This is a genomic window from Mesorhizobium sp. M1295, from assembly GCF_040318135.1.
Lineage (GTDB): Bacteria > Pseudomonadota > Alphaproteobacteria > Rhizobiales > Rhizobiaceae > Mesorhizobium.
Genome location: NZ_JAMYLU010000005.1, coordinates 47,018 through 63,084, shown reverse-complemented (window position 1 = coordinate 63,084; position 16,067 = coordinate 47,018). Strand labels below are relative to the sequence as shown.

The 16,067-nt window shown below is 63.5% G+C and carries 17 protein-coding genes and 1 pseudogene; 7 read left to right on the top strand and 11 right to left on the bottom strand.

Annotated elements, in window-relative coordinates:
* Window positions 1-133: 133 nt before the first annotated feature.
* Window positions 134-1,237 carry a 3-isopropylmalate dehydrogenase gene (gene leuB, locus NKH29_RS09620; protein WP_352495996.1) on the top strand — a complete coding sequence of 368 codons (1,104 nt, stop codon included), beginning with the start codon at window positions 134-136 and terminating at the stop codon, window positions 1,235-1,237.
* Window positions 1,238-1,295: 58 nt separating this feature from the next.
* Here leuB and NKH29_RS09615 read toward each other — a convergent pair whose 3' ends face one another.
* Complete coding sequence (locus tag NKH29_RS09615) at window positions 1,296-2,009, bottom strand: DUF805 domain-containing protein (RefSeq protein WP_352481083.1); 714 nt, start codon at window positions 2,007-2,009, stop codon at window positions 1,296-1,298.
* Window positions 2,010-2,097: 88 nt separating this feature from the next.
* Window positions 2,098-3,930: a DEAD/DEAH box helicase gene (locus NKH29_RS09610; protein ID WP_352999474.1), complete on the bottom strand. Its 1,833-nt coding sequence runs from the start codon at window positions 3,928-3,930 to the stop codon at window positions 2,098-2,100.
* Between the two features lie 200 nt (window positions 3,931-4,130).
* Here NKH29_RS09610 and NKH29_RS09605 point away from each other — a divergent pair, with 200 nt between their 5' ends.
* The 3 genes from NKH29_RS09605 (at window position 4,131) to NKH29_RS09595 (ending at window position 5,961) form a co-directional block, all read left to right on the top strand.
* Entirely contained in the window at window positions 4,131-4,280 is a 150-nt protein-coding gene (locus tag NKH29_RS09605; protein WP_023721917.1) for a hypothetical protein, read from the top strand.
* Window positions 4,281-4,384: 104 nt separating this feature from the next.
* A complete protein-coding gene (locus NKH29_RS09600; protein ID WP_023721916.1) occupies window positions 4,385-5,419 on the top strand; it encodes an aspartate-semialdehyde dehydrogenase in 1,035 nt (344 codons plus the stop codon).
* A 158-nt stretch (window positions 5,420-5,577) separates the two neighbouring features.
* Complete coding sequence (locus tag NKH29_RS09595; protein ID WP_352548521.1) at window positions 5,578-5,961, top strand: GNAT family N-acetyltransferase; 384 nt, start codon at window positions 5,578-5,580, stop codon at window positions 5,959-5,961.
* Window positions 5,962-5,964: 3 nt separating this feature from the next.
* Here the strand turns inward: NKH29_RS09595 and NKH29_RS09590 are convergent.
* Window positions 5,965-6,371: pseudogene (locus tag NKH29_RS09590) on the bottom strand (ACT domain-containing protein).
* Window positions 6,372-6,630: 259 nt separating this feature from the next.
* Between NKH29_RS09590 and NKH29_RS09585 the strand changes: the two are divergent.
* Both NKH29_RS09585 and NKH29_RS09580 read left to right on the top strand, forming a co-directional pair.
* On the top strand, window positions 6,631-7,041 hold the full coding sequence (locus NKH29_RS09585; protein WP_023721914.1) for a DoxX family protein: 411 nt from the start codon (window positions 6,631-6,633) through the stop codon (window positions 7,039-7,041).
* Window positions 7,042-7,233: 192 nt separating this feature from the next.
* Window positions 7,234-7,497: a YMGG-like glycine zipper-containing protein gene (locus tag NKH29_RS09580; protein ID WP_023680734.1), complete on the top strand. Its 264-nt coding sequence runs from the start codon at window positions 7,234-7,236 to the stop codon at window positions 7,495-7,497.
* A gap of 93 nt (window positions 7,498-7,590) precedes the next feature.
* On the opposite strand, the gene rpsP is transcribed toward NKH29_RS09580, so the two are convergent.
* From rpsP to NKH29_RS09545, 7 genes are all read right to left on the bottom strand, one after another.
* A complete protein-coding gene (gene rpsP / locus NKH29_RS09575; RefSeq protein ID WP_023721913.1) occupies window positions 7,591-7,992 on the bottom strand; it encodes a 30S ribosomal protein S16 in 402 nt (133 codons plus the stop codon).
* Window positions 7,993-8,043: 51 nt separating this feature from the next.
* On the bottom strand, window positions 8,044-8,370 hold the full coding sequence (locus tag NKH29_RS09570) for a chorismate mutase (protein ID WP_023721912.1): 327 nt from the start codon (window positions 8,368-8,370) through the stop codon (window positions 8,044-8,046).
* Between the two features lie 7 nt (window positions 8,371-8,377).
* Window positions 8,378-9,988 (bottom strand): signal recognition particle protein, encoded by a 1,611-nt coding sequence (gene ffh, locus NKH29_RS09565; RefSeq protein WP_352999472.1) that lies wholly within the window; start codon window positions 9,986-9,988, stop codon window positions 8,378-8,380.
* A 312-nt stretch (window positions 9,989-10,300) separates the two neighbouring features.
* Window positions 10,301-11,269, bottom strand: coding sequence for a CPBP family intramembrane glutamic endopeptidase (locus tag NKH29_RS09560; RefSeq protein WP_023721910.1), 969 nt, complete (start codon window positions 11,267-11,269; stop codon window positions 10,301-10,303).
* Window positions 11,270-11,416: 147 nt separating this feature from the next.
* A complete protein-coding gene (locus NKH29_RS09555; protein WP_023721909.1) occupies window positions 11,417-12,019 on the bottom strand; it encodes a DUF1236 domain-containing protein in 603 nt (200 codons plus the stop codon).
* A gap of 63 nt (window positions 12,020-12,082) precedes the next feature.
* Window positions 12,083-13,180 carry a zinc-binding metallopeptidase family protein gene (locus NKH29_RS09550; RefSeq protein ID WP_352481078.1) on the bottom strand — a complete coding sequence of 366 codons (1,098 nt, stop codon included), beginning with the start codon at window positions 13,178-13,180 and terminating at the stop codon, window positions 12,083-12,085.
* 90 nt (window positions 13,181-13,270) lie between these two features.
* On the bottom strand, window positions 13,271-14,518 hold the full coding sequence (locus NKH29_RS09545) for a flavin monoamine oxidase family protein (protein ID WP_352999470.1): 1,248 nt from the start codon (window positions 14,516-14,518) through the stop codon (window positions 13,271-13,273).
* 185 nt (window positions 14,519-14,703) lie between these two features.
* Here NKH29_RS09545 and NKH29_RS09540 point away from each other — a divergent pair, with 185 nt between their 5' ends.
* Window positions 14,704-15,504 carry a lytic murein transglycosylase gene (locus NKH29_RS09540; protein WP_023721906.1) on the top strand — a complete coding sequence of 267 codons (801 nt, stop codon included), beginning with the start codon at window positions 14,704-14,706 and terminating at the stop codon, window positions 15,502-15,504.
* A 58-nt stretch (window positions 15,505-15,562) separates the two neighbouring features.
* On the opposite strand, the gene NKH29_RS09535 is transcribed toward NKH29_RS09540, so the two are convergent.
* Window positions 15,563-16,057: a hypothetical protein gene (locus tag NKH29_RS09535; protein WP_352495991.1), complete on the bottom strand. Its 495-nt coding sequence runs from the start codon at window positions 16,055-16,057 to the stop codon at window positions 15,563-15,565.
* Window positions 16,058-16,067: the final 10 nt, after the last annotated feature.

The following is a 16,067-nucleotide window of genomic DNA, read 5'->3' as shown; positions in this document are numbered from 1 at the left end:
GTCTTGAGCATCGGATTTTCCCAAAACCGGTTGCCACTTTTGGGTCCGATGCTCTGAACCGCAGGCTTGCGCGTCGGTCGCTTGGCGTTTAGCAAGGCCGCGTTCATGCGCTAAAATAATCGGGACGGTTCTCATGGCTTCGAAAAATCTTCTCCTGCTTGCCGGCGATGGCATCGGCCCCGAGGCGATGGCCGAGGTGAAGAAGCTGATCGCCGCGATGAACGACAAGCTCGGCAGCGATTTCGTCACCGATGAGGGCCTTGTCGGCGGCTGCGCTTACGACGCACATGGCGCGGCGATTTCCGATGCCGACATGGCCAAGGCAATGGCGGCGGACGCGGTGCTGTTTGGCGCCGTCGGCGGACCGAAATGGGATGCCGTGCCTTACGAGGTGCGCCCGGAGGCGGGTCTGCTGCGGCTGCGCAAGGACATGGAGCTGTTCGCCAATCTTCGACCCGCCATTTGCTATCCGGCGCTGGCGGCGTCCTCCTCGCTCAAGCAGGAGGTGGTCGAGGGGCTCGATATCCTCATCGTGCGCGAGCTCACCGGCGGCGTCTATTTCGGTGAGCCGAAGCAGATCATCGATCTCGGCAACGGCCAGAAGCGCGGTATCGACACCCAAGTCTACGACACTTTCGAGATCGAGCGCATTTCGGGCGTTGCCTTCGAATTGGCACGCACGCGCAAGAACCACGTCACCTCGATGGAAAAGCGCAATGTGATGAAATCGGGCGTGCTGTGGAACGAGGTCGTCAGCCAGACGCAAAAGGCCAGGTATGCCGACGTCAAGCTCGACCATATGCTCGCCGATGCCGGCGGCATGCAGCTGGTGCGCTGGCCCAAGCAGTTCGATGTCATCGTCACCGACAATCTGTTCGGCGACATGCTGTCCGACATCGCCGCCATGCTGACCGGCTCGATCGGCATGCTGCCGTCGGCCTCGCTCGGCGCGCCGGATGCCAAGACAAAAAAGCGCAAGGCGCTCTACGAGCCGGTGCATGGCTCGGCGCCCGACATCGCCGGCAAGGGCATCGCCAATCCGATCGCCATGATCGCCTCCTTCGCCATGTGCATGCGCTATTCCTTCGGCATGGTGACTGAAGCCGACAAGCTCGAAGGTGCGATCGCCGCCGTGCTCGACGACGGCCTGCGCACCAGGGATATTCATTCGCCGGGGATGACCGAGGTCGGCACCGCTGAGATGGGCGACGCGATCATCGCCAAGTTCCTGGGCTGATCCTGTGTAGGTCGACGTCCGCTGGGCGACTGCCGCCGATGCGGCGGCACTCCCGCGGTTAGATTTGGACACCCGCCGGCACCGGACCCCACTGGTTTTCACGCGGCTGGGTCGGGATCAGCGCAAAGATCAGGATGATCACGGTGCCGAAGGTCGGGATCAGGAAAAGCAGGAAGAGCCAGCCGGTCAGGCCGATATCGTGCAGGCGGCGCACGTTGAGCCCGAACCACGGCAGGGCTGTCGCCAGCAGGAAGAGGCCGCAAAGGCCGACCGTCACTGCCGGCAATTCACTGTTGTCGAGATTGCCCATGGCGTCGTCGATGAAGACGCCGAATCCTATCGCCACGATCAGCGCGATCGTCCAGAACAGGCAATAGCCCCAATATTCCTTGCGGCGGGCACGGCCGGCGAAGTTGAAATAATTTTCGGTCAGGCCACGCGAGAAGTAGCTCCACAGGCCGGTGGATTCGGCGGTTTGATTTTCAGCGGAACGGCCGAAATGTTGCGGCTGACGTGCCGCGGGCGCATTGCCGGCCTGAGATGGGGCGGCGGTTGCAGCGGAGGCACGGGCGGGTGCACTGGCAGGTTGGGCGTGGATCGAAAAAACATCGCGTGCCCGTCCGCCAGCCGGCTGGAATTCGACGGTCGTGCCTCCGGCAACCGACGCTTGGCGGCGCAAGTCCTCGCGCGCGAAGCTGTAGCGGTTGCCATCGGCCCCGGTAATGAAACCGAAGGCCTGGTCCTCGTCATAGTGAAGAACTTCGCCGCGCATGTCCTGCCCACCCCATTGCCCTGCCCCAGACTGTGCAAAGTTCCGGTAGACCGCAAGGGGCGTGCGCGAAATGGAAGGGGCAGACTATTCACCCCGGCCGTTTCTTCGATTTCTTGTGTTTCGCCGGTCCGCCTTCGAATTTCGCCTTGGCCGGTTTGCCGGCCCAGGGCTTTGCCTCGAATGCCGGGCGCTGGTCAGCCGGTGCGCGCTTCTCGAATTTGGGCGTGTTCTGATCGAATGTCCGCTTGCCGCGGTGGGGCTTCTTGTCGGGGCGCGGCTCCTGATAGCCGGCCCGCGACAGATCGGGCGTGCCGTCCAGCCGCTTGACCGCAATGTTGCCCTGCAGCTTGCGGTCGGGGCCGATCGCGGCGAGGAAGCGCTCGGCCCAGTCCGCCGCGATCTGCACGAAGGTTTCTTCCGGCTGCATCTTGATGGCGCCGATCTCGCGCTTGGAGATGCCGCCTGTCCGGCACAGCATCGGGATCAGCCAGCGCGGCTCGGCATTCTGCCGGCGTCCGACCGACAGCGAGAACCAGACGCTGTCGCCGAAATCGTCGCGGCGGCTCGGTGCCTCGTCCCGGCGCGCAAATTTTTCGCCCGACGGCGTGAACGGTGCGACGTCGAGAAGGTCCTCCGGCGCCGAGCGGCTGGAGCGGCACATCCGTACGAAGGCTGCGGCGACCTGTTCCGGCCCGTGCTGATCGAGAAGCGCCTGGACGAAGCCGCGCTCCTCATCCTTCATAGGCTCGCTGAGGACCGGGTCGGCGAGAATGCGCTCGTCATCGCGCCGGATCACGTCGTCGGCCGAGGGCGGGCTCGCCCAGGTCGCCGCAAGGCCGGCACTTTGCAGCAGCCGCTCGGTGCGTTTGCGGGCATTGTTGGGCACGATCAGCGCGCTGACGCCCTTGCGCCCCGCCCGTCCCGTTCGCCCGCTTCGGTGCAGAAGCGTCTCCGGGTTGGTCGGCAAGTCGGCATGGATCACCAGCTCGAGGTTGGGCAGGTCGATGCCACGCGCCGCGACGTCAGTGGCGATGCAGACCTTGGCGCGGCCGTCGCGCATCGCCTGCAGCGCGTGGCTGCGCTCGTTCTGGCTCAGCTCGCCGGACAGTGCCACGACGGAAAAGTTGCGGTTGTTGAAGCGCGCTGTCAGGTGATTGACGGCGGCACGCGTGTTGCAGAACACCAGCGCGTTCTTCGCCTCATAGTACCGCAGCACGTTGATGATGGCGTTTTCGCGGTCGGCCTGCGCGACGCCCAGCGCCCGGTATTCGATGTCGAGATGCTGCTTCTCCTCGCCCGAGGCCGAGATGCGCACGGCATCGCGCTGGTAGCCCTTGGCCAGCGTGGCGATGGAGCGCGGCACGGTCGCGGAAAACATCAACGTGCGGCGCTCGGCAGGGGCGGCGTCGAGGATGAATTCCAGGTCCTCGCGAAAGCCGAGATCGAGCATCTCGTCGGCCTCGTCGAGCACGACTGCCTTGAGCGCCGACATGTCGAGAGAATTGCGGGTGATGTGGTCGCGCAGGCGGCCGGGCGTGCCGACGACGATATGGGCGCCACGCTCCAGCGCGCGTCGCTCGGTGCGCATGTCCATGCCGCCGACGCAGGACGACACCGTGGCGCCTGTCAGCTCGTAGAGCCATTCCAGCTCGCGCGTCACCTGCAGGGCCAGCTCCCGTGTCGGCGCCACGGCCAGCGCCAGGGGTGCCGCCGCGTGGGAAAAGCGCTCGGCGCCGTCGAGCAGCGTCGGCGCCAAGGCCAGTCCGAAAGCGACGGTCTTGCCGGAGCCGGTCTGGGCTGAAACCAGCGCATCGGCCTGACCGAGCTCAAGAACCGCTTTCTGCACCGGTGTCAGCTCGACATAGCCGCGTTTTTCCAGCGCCTTTGCCAGCGCGGGGACAATAGCTTCGAAGTTGGACATATGCTTCTTTCGAAATTCGGATTCTTAAATGCCCGGCGACGGGTCTGATGTCGGCAAGCGCCACGACGGGCGCCACGAGCCAAACGATGCCCGTTCGTACTTCGTGCCGCCCTCATTGTACAGGGCGGGCGATCCGCCTGGTTGCGATTGACTCCTTACGCAAACCGCGTAAAAGCCGGCACCGAACGGGATAGTTTTCGATGCGCGGCCTTTTGATGGCGCTTCTTGCCTTCGACATCCCCGGCCCCAATGCGAACCATTGGGCCGGACGTCTCGGTGCGCCTTTCCGTTCCAGCAAAACCACGTTCTTGGTCAAAAAAACCGGTAAAACGACCACCAAAACGGTCTGATTCCCTTGGCCTAACCACCCTCTCCCGGGTCCGGCCCGGGGTGAAACCCGCATTGGCCGGCGGGTTTTCTCCAGAAACCGAGCGGAGAGGGACAGGAGATTTCGATGAGTTTCAAGGTTGCGATCGTCGGCGCCACGGGCAATGTGGGCCGGGAAATGCTCAACATACTGGAAGAGCGCGGCTTTCCGGTGAGCGAGGTGGTGGCGCTGGCCTCGCGGCGCAGCCAGGGCACGGAAGTGTCGTTCGGCGACCGCACGCTGAAGGTCCGGACGCTCGACCAATATGATTTTTCCGACACCGACATCTGCATCATGTCGGCCGGCGGCAACGTCTCCAAGGAATGGTCGCCGAAGATCGGCAAGCAGGGCTGCGTCGTCATCGATAATTCATCGGCCTTCCGCTACGACCAGGACGTGCCGCTGATCGTTCCCGAAGTGAACCCGGATGCGATTTCGCTGTTCACACGCAAGAACATCATTGCCAACCCGAACTGCTCGACGGCGCAGCTGGTCGTGGCGCTGAAGCCGCTGCATGACTTCGCCACCATAAAGCGCGTCGTCGTCGCCACCTACCAGTCGGTCTCCGGCGCCGGTAAGGAAGGCATGGACGAACTGTTCACGCAGACGCGGGCGGTGTTCGTCGCCGATTCCGTCGACGTCAAGAAGTTCACCAAGCGCATCGCCTTCAACGTCATCCCGCATATCGACGTCTTCCTCGACGACGGCTTCACCAAGGAAGAATGGAAGATGGTGGCCGAGACCAAGAAGATGCTCGATCCCAAGATCAAGCTGACGGCGACCTGCGTGCGGGTGCCGGTGTTCATCGGCCATTCGGAAGCGGTCAACATTGAGTTCGAGAAGCCGATCACCGCCGATGAGGCGCGCGAGATCCTGCGCGAGGCGCCGGGCTGCCAGGTCATCGACAAGCGCGAGGACGGCGGCTACATCACGCCGCTGGAATCGGCTGGCGAGGACGCCACCTTCATCTCGCGCATCCGCGAGGATTCGACCATCGACAACGGCCTGTCGATGTGGATCGTCTCCGACAATCTGCGCAAAGGCGCGGCACTCAACGCGGTTCAGATCGCGGAGCTGCTGGTCGAGCGCGGGCTGATCCAGCCAAAGAAGAAGGCGGCATAACTTCTCGCTCACGGGCCGCATCGCCGCTTCGCGGCTGGCCCTCCGCGGGGCGCCGGACGGCCGGCGGCCCGCGGTCGCAGGCTTGTGAGATGAGCATTGCGACTAAAATCGCGCTGCGTCCGGCTAACGGGTCGGACGCAGGCGCAATTGCCAGGATCATGCGCGCAGCGCTTTCGTCGTTCGACTGGATGCCGGTCCTGCATACACCGGATGAGGAGATGGCCTTCATCAGCGGCACCGTGCTGGCGCAGCAGCACGTGACGGTCGCCGAAATCGACGCGGCCATTGTTGGCTTTGTCGCCGTTGCAGGAGAATGGGTCGAGCAGCTCTATCTGGATCCTGCCTGGACTGGCCAAGGCATCGGCGCCCGGCTGCTGACACAAGCAACCGCGAATTTGCCGGTTGTGAAATTGCATTGCTTTCAGTCGAACTCAGGCGCTCGGCGCTTCTACGAGCGCCATGGTTTTCGCGCGGAAGCTTTGGGCAACGGCACGAACAATGAAGAGCGATTGCCCGACATTTTGTACGTCCGAAGGCATTAATCCTTATCGTGCGGCGTCCGCAGCGAGTTTCTGCAAAACATCCAGCGCCTCCTCCGCCCGGTCGGCGGGCACGAACAGGTGATCGTGGTAGAAGGCCGAGACCGGATTGACGCCGATGCCGGCGGTGGCCAGCCGCGCGGTGATGGCGGCGAGGAAGCCGACCGCTTCCAGCGACGAATGGACGTTCAGCGTCAGCATCCGGCAGCGGAACACGGTTTTCAGGCCAGCGGTCTTGGCCTGGTCTTCAAGCACGATCAGCGTCATGCCCTGTGCTCGCGAAACAGCATTACCGGATCGAGCTGGTCGGGAACGGCCGCATCAGGTGGCAACGTGGTGAAGACATGAACGCCGGCAAGCAACTCCGGCGTCATTGCCGCCAGCAACTTTTTCAGGTCGGTCTCTCCGGCCATCGCTTACTTTCGTTGTGCGATTAGGCGGCTGCTGCCGTCGAGCGCTCGGGAGATACCCTTACGGATTTCCAATAACGCCCTCCACCTCCCCTCGCAAGGTGGACTTGGCCAGGTTGGTTGCTGGCTGAACTTGCACATCCAAGGTCGCCGTCCCCGGAGTGAAAAAGCACTGGAGGCATGTCGGATGGCCGTCATGGGACGCGTCCTTGGTTCGAGCTGGCAGAAAAGCCAGTGCTCGCAACGACCGGAGGGAACATCAATGACCAAGTCTCAGGCAGCATCCGTCTCACCGCGCGCCCTCTGGGCCGGTCGCGTGCTCAGCGCCGTCATCGTGCTGTTCATGATCTTCGACGGCGTCATCAAGCTACCGCCGCTCGAAATCGTCACCCAGACCATGGTGCAGCTCGGCTGGCCAGCCGATGCCAATGTCTCGCGCATGCTCGGCATCATTGGATTGGTCTCGACAGCACTTTATGTACTGCCGCGCACCTCGGTGCTCGGCGCCATCCTGCTCACCGCCTATCTCGGCGGCGCCATCGCCACGCATGTGCGTATCGGCAGCCCTTTGTTCTCGCATATGCTGTTCGGCGTCTACCTCGGCGCCATCCTCTGGGGCGGCCTGTATCTGCGCGATCCAAGGGTGCGCGCGCTGATCCCGTTCAGCCAATAGCAGCGACTTCCAAAGCCGTTCGATGGCGGCCACGCCGCCAGAGAGGGCGCTGTCTGCCGCCGCCTTTCTTCTCTTTGGATCAAATCGAGCGCCGCCCGGTCTGCTGCCGATCTTCTTCTTTGGATCAAATTGGCTGGTTGCGAGTTAGGGGGCGCAGCGGCGAGGACGGCACCCTGTTGGAGAGGAACGACAATGAAAAAGGTGATGATCTTGATGGCCCTGCTGGTGCCGCTCGGTGCCTGCTCCCGTACTGAGCAAGGCGCGGCCGTTGGTGGCCTGGGCGGTGCGGCGGTCGGCGCCGCAGTGGCCGGCAACCCGACCAAGGGCGCGGTGATCGGCGGTGCGGCCGGCGCCTTGGCCGGTGCGCTGATCGGCCGTGCCAGCGAAAGCGGCCAGTGCCGTTATCGCGATCGCAATGGCCGTGTCTACGTTGCGAGTTGCCCGGAAGGCTATTGATCGGGCCGCATCATACGGATGGACAGCAAAACGGCGGGCAAAGGCCCGCCGTTTTGTGACTGGTCAGCCGTTTTGTGAAGGGCAATCGATGACTTATTCGGCGCTGGCGGCTTCCGCCTCGGCCGGCGCGGCGGAAGCGGCGGCAACAGCGGCTGCAGCTTCCTCCTGCGCCTTCTTCAGCAGGGCTGCGCGCTCTTGCGCCTTCTTGCCGGGCTCGGCCTTCTTCGGGTTGGCGCGGGCTTCGCGCTTGGCGAGGCCGGCCTCGTCGAGGAAGCGCAGCACGCGGTCGGTCGGCTGGGCGCCGTGCGACAGCCAATGCTTGACGCGCTCGGCGTCAACCTTGACGCGTTCGCCGTCCTTGGGCAGCAGCGGGTTCCACGAGCCAAGCGACTCGATGAAACGGCCGTCGCGCGGCGAACGGGCATCGGCGACGACGACGTGGTAATAGGGACGCTTCTTCGAGCCCGCACGGGCCAGTCGGATTTTCAGTGGCATTTCTTTTCTCCTAAAAAGCTCTGATTTGGTTGATCGGTTGGTGGCTGGTCCTCAGCCGGTTTTCGTTATGCCGTTGGATGCGGCGATCTGCTCGTGATGGCGGATCACTTCGCGGACGACGAAGTTCAGGAATTTTTCCGCGAAATCCGGGTCGAGATGGGCGTCCTTCGCCAGTTGGCGAAGACGGGCGATCTGCTGCTGCTCGCGTGCCGGATCGGCAGGCGGCAGGCCATGCTCCGCCTTCAGCACGCCGACCGCCTTGGTGCAGCGGAAGCGCTCGGCCAGCATGTGGATCAGCGCCGCGTCGATGTTGTCGATCGAGGCGCGATAATTGACCAGCGCCGCGCGCGCGTCAGCCATGTCCTTTTCTTCGTTCATGGCGCCCTCATTTCTTCTTGCCGAGGCCAGGCAGCCCGCCGCCGGATCCCGGCAAACCAGGGAGCTTCATGCCGCCGGGCAAGCCAGGCAGGCCACCGCCAGCGGGAAAGCCGCCGGGCAGGCCCTTCATGCCGCCGAGCCCGGCCGCCTGTGCCTGCTTCTGCAAGGCCTCGAGCTGCTTGGGGTCCATCTTGGACAGATCGGGCATGCCGCCGCCCATCATGCCGCCTTGGCCGCCCATGCCGGGCATCATGCCGCCGAGCCCCATCTTGGAAGCGAGGCCGCCCATCATGCCGCGCATCAGGCCGCCACCTTTGCCCTTGCCGCCCATCGCCTTCATCATGTCGGCCATGCCGCGATGCATCTTCAACAGCTTGTTGATTTCGGCCGCGTCGGTGCCCGAGCCGGCGGCGATGCGCTTCTTGCGCGAGTGCTTCAGAATATCGGGATTGGCGCGCTCGGCCTTGGTCATCGACGAGATGATGGCGAGCTGGCGGCCGAACATCTTGTCGTCGAGACCGGCGGCGGCCATCTGGTCCTTCATCTTGCCCATGCCCGGCATCATGCCCATGATGCCGCCCATGCCACCCATTTTCGACATTTGCTGAAGCTGGCCGGCGAGGTCGTTCAGGTCGAACTTGCCCGACTGCATCTTCTTGGTCATCGCCGCCGCCTGCTCGGCGTCGATGTTCTCGGCTGCCTTTTCGACGAGGCTGACGATGTCGCCCATGCCGAGGATGCGGTCGGCGATGCGCTTGGGGTGGAATTCCTCCAGCGCGTCCATTTTTTCGCCGATGCCGATCAGCTTGATCGGCTTGCCGGTGACGGCGCGCATCGAGAGTGCTGCGCCACCGCGACCGTCGCCGTCCATGCGGGTCAGCACGAGGCCGGTGATGCCAACACGCTCATCGAAGCTTTTCGCCAGATTGACGGCGTCCTGGCCGGTCAGCGAATCGGCAACCAGCAGGATCTCGTGCGGCGACGACACCTTCTTGATGTCGGCCATCTCGACCATCAACGGCTCGTCGATGTGCGTACGGCCGGCGGTGTCGAGGATGACGATGTCGTGGCCGCCGAGCTTTGCCGCCTGCACGGCGCGGCGGGCGATGTCGACTGGCGTCTGGCCGGCGACGATCGGCAGCGTCGCGACCTTGACCTGCTCGCCGAGCTGACGGAGCTGCTCTTGCGCGGCGGGACGCCGCGTGTCGAGCGAGGCCATCAAGACCTTCTTGTTCTGGCGCTCGGCCAACCGCTTGGCGATCTTGGCCGAGGTCGTCGTCTTGCCGGAACCTTGCAGGCCGACCATCATGATGACGACCGGAGCCGGCGCATTGAGGTCGATGGCGACGCCCTCGGCGCCGAGCATCTCGACCAGCTCGTCATGGACGATCTTGACGACCATCTGGCCGGGCTTGATCGACTTGACCACGGCGGCGCCGACGGCCTTCTCGCGCACCTTGTCGGTGAAGGAACGCACCACTTCCAGCGCCACGTCGGCCTCGAGCAGCGCGCGGCGCACCTCGCGCAGCGCCGCCGAGACATCCGCCTCCGACAAGGCGCCGCGGCCGGTGAGGCCGTTCAGGATCGAACCAAGACGTTCCTGTAGCGATTCAAACATTCTTTTTCCTTTTCCCTGGCACCCGGATGATGCCCGAGAGGTAATGCGTTCGCGCCAGCTGTCCAAGCAAAAGCCGGTCCGGGCAAAAGCCCAAAGCCAAAAAGCACCCGGGGGCGCACAGCGCTGCCGGGTGTTGGCCTCCGGGATCGATTTACAGCACTTCACCTCAAAGAGGTTTCGGCGTCCCGGTCGGTTTGCTCGGAGGAATACTCGTCGCGGAATTTCGCGGCGTGTAGACAGGAAATCGGCCGCGGAGTCAAGCTTTGGTCAGGCTTTGCGCCAAATATGCTCAGGACCACCAGGCAAGGCGCATCAGCGCACGCTGCTGGCGCGCGCCATATCCGGCTCGACCTTCAGCGGGGAGCGCGGATGCAAAAGCAGCAGAACGGTCAACAGGCTGCTGACGATGCCGATCGCGGCGATGAGGACGGCGTCTGAAGTCGTCCAGCCGGCGGCTTCGAGCGGCTTGGCGTTGAACAGGGCGAAGGAATTATAGCTTTGCTGGTGCGAAATCAGCAGGAAGCCGGTCAGATTGTTGCCGAGATGGGCGCCGAAGCCGGCACCGAGATTGCCGGTTGCATAGACCAGAAGCGTCAGCAGCAGCGCAAAGGCGGCGATCGAGGCCAGCACGCAGGCATTGATCGCGGCGCTCGAGCCTGGGCTCCAATGTAGCGAGGTGAACAGCAATCCCGGCAGCAGCGCCCAGATGAAAGGGTTCTGGAACCGGCTCGCCAGGCCCCTGAGCAGATAACCGCGAAACAGCATCTCCTCCGACGAGGTCTGCAGAAAGGTCAGCGCAGCGATCGGGATCAGGAACAAAAGCCACGAGGACAGGCCGATCGTACCGCGCGCAATATCGGGCTGCAGGCCGTAAAGCAGGATCTCGGAAAGCAGCGAGGTGATCAGCACGGCGGCCAGCCCTTTCAGGAACCCCGACCATGAAATGCGCCGGCTGACGCCGATCAGGGCCGTCAGCTTCTCGCGATGGATCCAGCGCATGGCAGCCCAAAGGCCGAGCCAGATTCCGGCAAACGAAGCCAGCGCCGCGAGGATGCCCGCTGGAGAGGCCATGAAATCCTGCACCGCTCCTCCACCTGGCGGGGCGGTGCCAGACGACGCCTGCCAAACGGCAAAGGCATAGGTGCCGCCGAACAGCACGGCGGCAGTGATTCCGAGCCAGAACAGGATGACGACGACCGTTCCAAGCAGAAGGCGCGGCAAAGTGGTCTTCTCGTTGGCGGTGTGCCGGTACTGTTGGAAGGCGGTCGGGTCGATCGTCACGCGGGCTCGCTGGCTGGTGCTTCGGCTCGCATGATCTAGAGCATCGGACGCAAAAGTGGAAACCGGTATTGCAGCGGCAATGCCGGCTTGTGGCAATGTCGGGGTGTGAGCGGCCGCCATTACAGGGCGACCGCCCTGTTTTGCGCGTCAGCGCACGACGTACACGATACGCCGGCTGCTCGGATCGACCAGCGCCGGCTGGCCGTTCACATAGACGTAGCGATAATCATAATCGGGTATCTCGCGCAGCTCGACGGTGTCGGGCAACATCGCGCCGGTAACCACCTCGCCTTCGAGATAGACCGGATCGAGCCGGTTCGTTTCGACATAGGTGCGGATTTCCGCCGGCGGCCGCCGGATGGGCTCGATCGCCTCGCCGGCAACGATCGCTCCGGTATAGCTGTCGGAATATTCGGCGCTATCGGCAGGCGGTGTCACGACGGCAATGTCGGCGCCGGCCGGACGCTGTGTCAGGACCACACGGCTGCCGCCGAAATCGGCCGTCACATAGTCGGAATAGACCCAGCCCTGGCCGTTGGCCTCGGCGATGGTGCACCATTTGCTGTTGGCGATGCAGCCGTCGAGCGTCGCCGACTGACCGGCCGCGAGTACCCCGATGACCGGATATTGCGGGCCGGGGCCGGCGCGTACATTGAGATCGGTGATGGCCGAGACGGCGGTTTCGGCCAAAGCAGAGCCCGACATCGCTATGAGCGCTCCGGCCACCGCCGGAAACAATATGCGTTTCATGGTTTTCTCTCCGTTTCACAGTCCCTCGGGACCGAAAACGAAGCAAAGCGGCATGCGTTCCGGCTAAAAAGCCTCCGCCGGCTCACGATTTGTTCCAATAGTTTTCGGCAGGTCAGTCAAAAGCTCGTGAACAAAAGCAAGCTTTTGCGCCGCCACGTCGGAGATTACGAAGGGATACAGATCGGGCAGGCCCATGCAGCGGTTGATCGAGTTGGAAGCTTCCGACAGCACCAGCCAGCGGTCGAGGATCTTTTCGAAAGGCTCCGGCCTGGTGGCGGGTTCCGATGGTGCCGGCTGCAGCTCGCCGCCGGTATCGGCGCGCGGCAGCTCGTTGGCTTCGACGGTCTCCAGCCGGCCGAGCGGGAAATTCAGCGCATGCACCATCTCCAGCGTGTCGGTGATGTGCATGTGATGCGCCCATGTCTCGGCCCAGTCCTCCCACGGGTGCGACGTCGCATAGGCCGAGATATGGCGCTGCTGCCAGTCGGGCGGCGCGCCATCGGCGTAATAGGTCTTCAGCGCTTGTTCGTAGCCGGCGCGTTCGTCGCCGAACAAAGCGCGAAAACCGGCAAGCTTTTGCGGATCGTCACGGATCAGGCGGTCCCAATAGTAATGGCCGAGCTCATGGCGGAAATGGCCGAGCAGCGTGCGGTAGTTCTCGCCCATCTCGACGCGCCGCCGCTCGCGCTCAGCCGAGTCCGCCTCGGCGACGTTGAGCGTGATCAGGCCGTTGTCATGGCCGGTCAGGATACGCTCGCCACCGGGACCGCCACCGATAGGATCGGCAAGAAAATCGAAAGCGAGGCCGATCTCGTCGCCGGGATTCTGCTTGGATGCGACCGGCAGGCCGAAGGCGAGCAGCGAATAGACGGCACGCTTCTTTGCCGCCTCGACACGGATCCAGCGGCGGCGATTGCCGTCGACCGACAGATCCGGGATCAGCTGGTTCAGCGTGCAGGCGCGGCAGAAGGCGTGGCCAGGCTCCGCCATCCAGTTGCAGGCGCATTCGTCGGCGTTGGTGCATTGGAAGATGTCGTCGATGCCGGACAGCACAAAACGCGCATGCTCGGGATCATAGAGCACGAGGCTGGCGCAGTTCAGGCATTGCGCGTTCTCGAAATAGAGACGGTGGCCGCAATGCGGGCAGTCGAAAAGCTTCATTGGCGTCTCAAATCATTCGAAATGCGGAGGACGAGGCGAACAGGACAAGGCCAAACGCCTGTCACCGGCCCACGTTCCTGCCGGCCGATGCTATTTTGCCGCAAGCTGGGCCACGACCTCCCTGGCCACTGCCTCGCCCGACAATCTGGCGCCGCCGCAGGTCTGCATCAGCGGACCGGCCAAATGCTCGCCGGCGAAGAAGATCTTTTCCGCCACCGGCTGCATCAGCGTGGCGCGCGCTTGCGAGCGGCCGGGCCGCGCCGCCGCATAGGCGCCGCGCACAAACCGCTCAGCGCCCCAATTGGTCATCATTGCGCGTCCGACATGCTTTCGTACGTCGCCGCCAAAGATGCCGCAGAGCCGGTCGACGACGAAGTCGATGCCGGCCGCCTCGCCCGCCGCCGACATCTCCCAAGCGAAATCGCCGCCGACGAAACCGACCATCAAATCGAAGTCGAAGGGAAAGCAGAGGAAGTAGATGTCGTGCCGGGCCAGCCGCTCGATCAGCAAATCGTCGAACGGCTCCAAGCCAAGCCTCGTGCCGGATATTTCGACCGGCAGCTTGGTCAGCATGCCCATCGGCAGATCGAAGAAGGCAGCGAAATGCCCATCGGGGAGTGCGGGCGAGAACGCAATCTCCTCGAAGGCGAGCACTGCCGGCGAGGCGGTGACGATGACAGCCTTGGCGCGGATGGTACCGCGATCCGTGACGCAGGCTACGCCCGGCCCATCCCAGAGGATCTTGCGCACCGGCGTCGACAGCTCCACCGGCACGTCGGCGCCGAAGCGCGCAACCAGCGTGCCGAAGCCTTCCCTGGTGAAATAGTTCGGATCGAGATCGGCGGCGGCCTGAAAGTCGCGGATCGATATCTCGTCCTCGTCGGCGCCGAAATCCATCGGCCCCGCGAAGGTTGCGGCGGCGCGCGGCGCGTGGCCTTTGGCGAGCAATGCCGAAAGGCGGTCATCGTCGCCTTCCCTCACCTGACGTGCCGCCACCAGTTCGAGCAGTCTTGCGTCGGCCACCTTCATCGCGGCCTCTTCGGCTTCGCTTGCCTTTCGCTCGCGGAAGTAGAGATGATCGACATTCATGTCGTGGTGATGAAGCGTCCAGGCGGCGGCTTTCGCCTCGGGAAAGTAGGGATTGCGGTCTGCCGCATGCAGCCAGGCGCAGCCGATGTCGAACGGCACGCCGAAATGCTGGTCGCTGGTCCAGGCGCGGCCGCCGACGCGGTTCATCGCTTCTAACAATTTGAAGGAAAAACCGGCGGCGCGCAGGGTCTTGGCAGCCGAAAGTCCGGCCGAACCGGCGCCGACGATCACGACATCAACGTCTTTCATGCTTATTCTGTCCCCGCCACAATAATTACTTGATCGTAGGCAAATTCCCGGGCATCCGCCAGTGTGGTGGATTTGAAGTTCCTGCTGTATTGAGTGCATCGGCGCAGCGCCGGGACAGTGACAAGCAGGTGTTTCGCTGGCAAATTCGCAATTGGGAACGTGATTCAGGCAACCAGGAGAGCAGCATGGCATTTCTTGCCAAGGGGAAGATGTTTGTAGTGGCCACGGTGGTGGCGGTGCTTGCGCTGGCGACGGGCGCGCAGGCGGCGGCCAGTTGTGGCAAAAACGGCGCCGGCTTCGAGGCGTGGAAACCGGAGTTTGCCGCGGAGGCCAAGGCCGACGGTGTCGGCTCGAAGGGTCTGGCCGCTCTGGCTCGCGCAACCTACGCGACAAAGACGATCTCCGTCGACCGCGCCATCCATAAGGCTTTCAGCGGCTCGGTCGAAGCTTTCATGAAGCGCCGTGGCGCGTCCGCGATCATTGCCAGGGGCCGTGCGCTGAAGAAGGCCAATGCGGCGCTGTTCGACAAGATCGAACGGAATTACGGCGTGTCGCCGGGTGTGTTGATCGCCATCTGGGGTATGGAGACGGGCTTCGGTTCCGCCATGGGCAACCAGAATACGGTCTCTGCCATTTTAACGCTCGCCTATGATTGCCGCCGTCCGGAGTTCTTCTATCCCCATGCCATTGCAGCCCTGAAGCTGGTCGATCGCGGAGCGTTGAGCGCCTCGTCGGTCGGTGCCGCACATGGCGAGATCGGCCACACGCAGTTCCTGCCCGGAAATGTTTTGACGTATGGCGTCGGCAACAAAAATCTGCGCGACAAGAGCACTGCGTTGGCTTCCACGGCCAACTTCCTCAAGGGCCATGGTTGGCGGGCCGGAGCGAGCGCGCAGGCGAATATGGGCGCAATCGCTGGCTGGAATTCCGCTAGCGTCTATCAACAGGCCATCGCCCGCATGGCCACAGCCATCGATGCCGACTGACAGAAATCTCTATTCGATAGAATGATTCGACAGAAAGCCCGGCCATGCGCCGGGCTTTCTATTTCACGTCGAGCGCGTAGGAGCAGCCGGCGAGAACCTTGCCGGGATGTGAATTAACGGTTGAGACATTGAGCGCAATGTGCGTGGAAAATGTCATGCCGTCGGCTTCCTCGCTGCTTTCGACGAGCACCTTCTCGCCAAGGAATTTGTCCGGTGTCGAGATTTGCGCTGTGACGCCGAGCGCTCGAGCGAGATCGGGCGCGGAAACATCGTCAAACACCGCCATCGGCCCGGTCGCGGTAAGGACGACGGCCGCCGTTTCGCGCCCGAAGACGCCGACCGTGGCCGGCAGCTCGTATTGCCTGAGGAAAGGATTGCCGGCGGTGACTTCCTTCCAGCCAAGTTTTTCCGCCGCGCCGGGCTCACCGCTCAGCCACAAGGCGAATCCGTTATAGGCCGGCACGTCGGCCCTGCATTCAATCAGCGCGGCGAGGTCGAGCGAGGTGGGATCGAATTCCTCCGCTCCGGCTGCTGCCAGGCCCGCCAGCAACATCAGCGGAAGT

What these genes read in the sequence shown, in the direction of transcription:
- leuB (WP_352495996.1), top strand. Translation starts at nt 134, where the DNA reads ATGGCTTCGAAAAATCTTCTCCTGCTTGCCGGCGATGGCATCGGCCCC.
- NKH29_RS09615 (WP_352481083.1), bottom strand. Translation starts at nt 2,009, where the DNA reads ATGCGCGGCGAAGTTCTTCACTATGACGAGGACCAGGCCTTCGGTTTC.
- NKH29_RS09610 (WP_352999474.1), bottom strand. Translation starts at nt 3,930, where the DNA reads ATGTCCAACTTCGAAGCTATTGTCCCCGCGCTGGCAAAGGCGCTGGAA.
- NKH29_RS09605 (WP_023721917.1), top strand. Translation starts at nt 4,131, where the DNA reads ATGCGCGGCCTTTTGATGGCGCTTCTTGCCTTCGACATCCCCGGCCCC.
- NKH29_RS09600 (WP_023721916.1), top strand. Translation starts at nt 4,385, where the DNA reads ATGAGTTTCAAGGTTGCGATCGTCGGCGCCACGGGCAATGTGGGCCGG.
- NKH29_RS09595 (WP_352548521.1), top strand. Translation starts at nt 5,578, where the DNA reads ATGCGCGCAGCGCTTTCGTCGTTCGACTGGATGCCGGTCCTGCATACA.
- NKH29_RS09585 (WP_023721914.1), top strand. Translation starts at nt 6,631, where the DNA reads ATGACCAAGTCTCAGGCAGCATCCGTCTCACCGCGCGCCCTCTGGGCC.
- NKH29_RS09580 (WP_023680734.1), top strand. Translation starts at nt 7,234, where the DNA reads ATGAAAAAGGTGATGATCTTGATGGCCCTGCTGGTGCCGCTCGGTGCC.
- rpsP (WP_023721913.1), bottom strand. Translation starts at nt 7,992, where the DNA reads ATGCCACTGAAAATCCGACTGGCCCGTGCGGGCTCGAAGAAGCGTCCC.
- NKH29_RS09570 (WP_023721912.1), bottom strand. Translation starts at nt 8,370, where the DNA reads ATGAACGAAGAAAAGGACATGGCTGACGCGCGCGCGGCGCTGGTCAAT.
- ffh (WP_352999472.1), bottom strand. Translation starts at nt 9,988, where the DNA reads ATGTTTGAATCGCTACAGGAACGTCTTGGTTCGATCCTGAACGGCCTC.
- NKH29_RS09555 (WP_023721909.1), bottom strand. Translation starts at nt 12,019, where the DNA reads ATGAAACGCATATTGTTTCCGGCGGTGGCCGGAGCGCTCATAGCGATG.
- NKH29_RS09550 (WP_352481078.1), bottom strand. Translation starts at nt 13,180, where the DNA reads ATGAAGCTTTTCGACTGCCCGCATTGCGGCCACCGTCTCTATTTCGAG.
- NKH29_RS09545 (WP_352999470.1), bottom strand. Translation starts at nt 14,518, where the DNA reads ATGAAAGACGTTGATGTCGTGATCGTCGGCGCCGGTTCGGCCGGACTT.
- NKH29_RS09540 (WP_023721906.1), top strand. Translation starts at nt 14,704, where the DNA reads ATGGCATTTCTTGCCAAGGGGAAGATGTTTGTAGTGGCCACGGTGGTG.
- NKH29_RS09535 (WP_352495991.1), bottom strand. Translation starts at nt 16,057, where the DNA reads ATGTTGCTGGCGGGCCTGGCAGCAGCCGGAGCGGAGGAATTCGATCCC.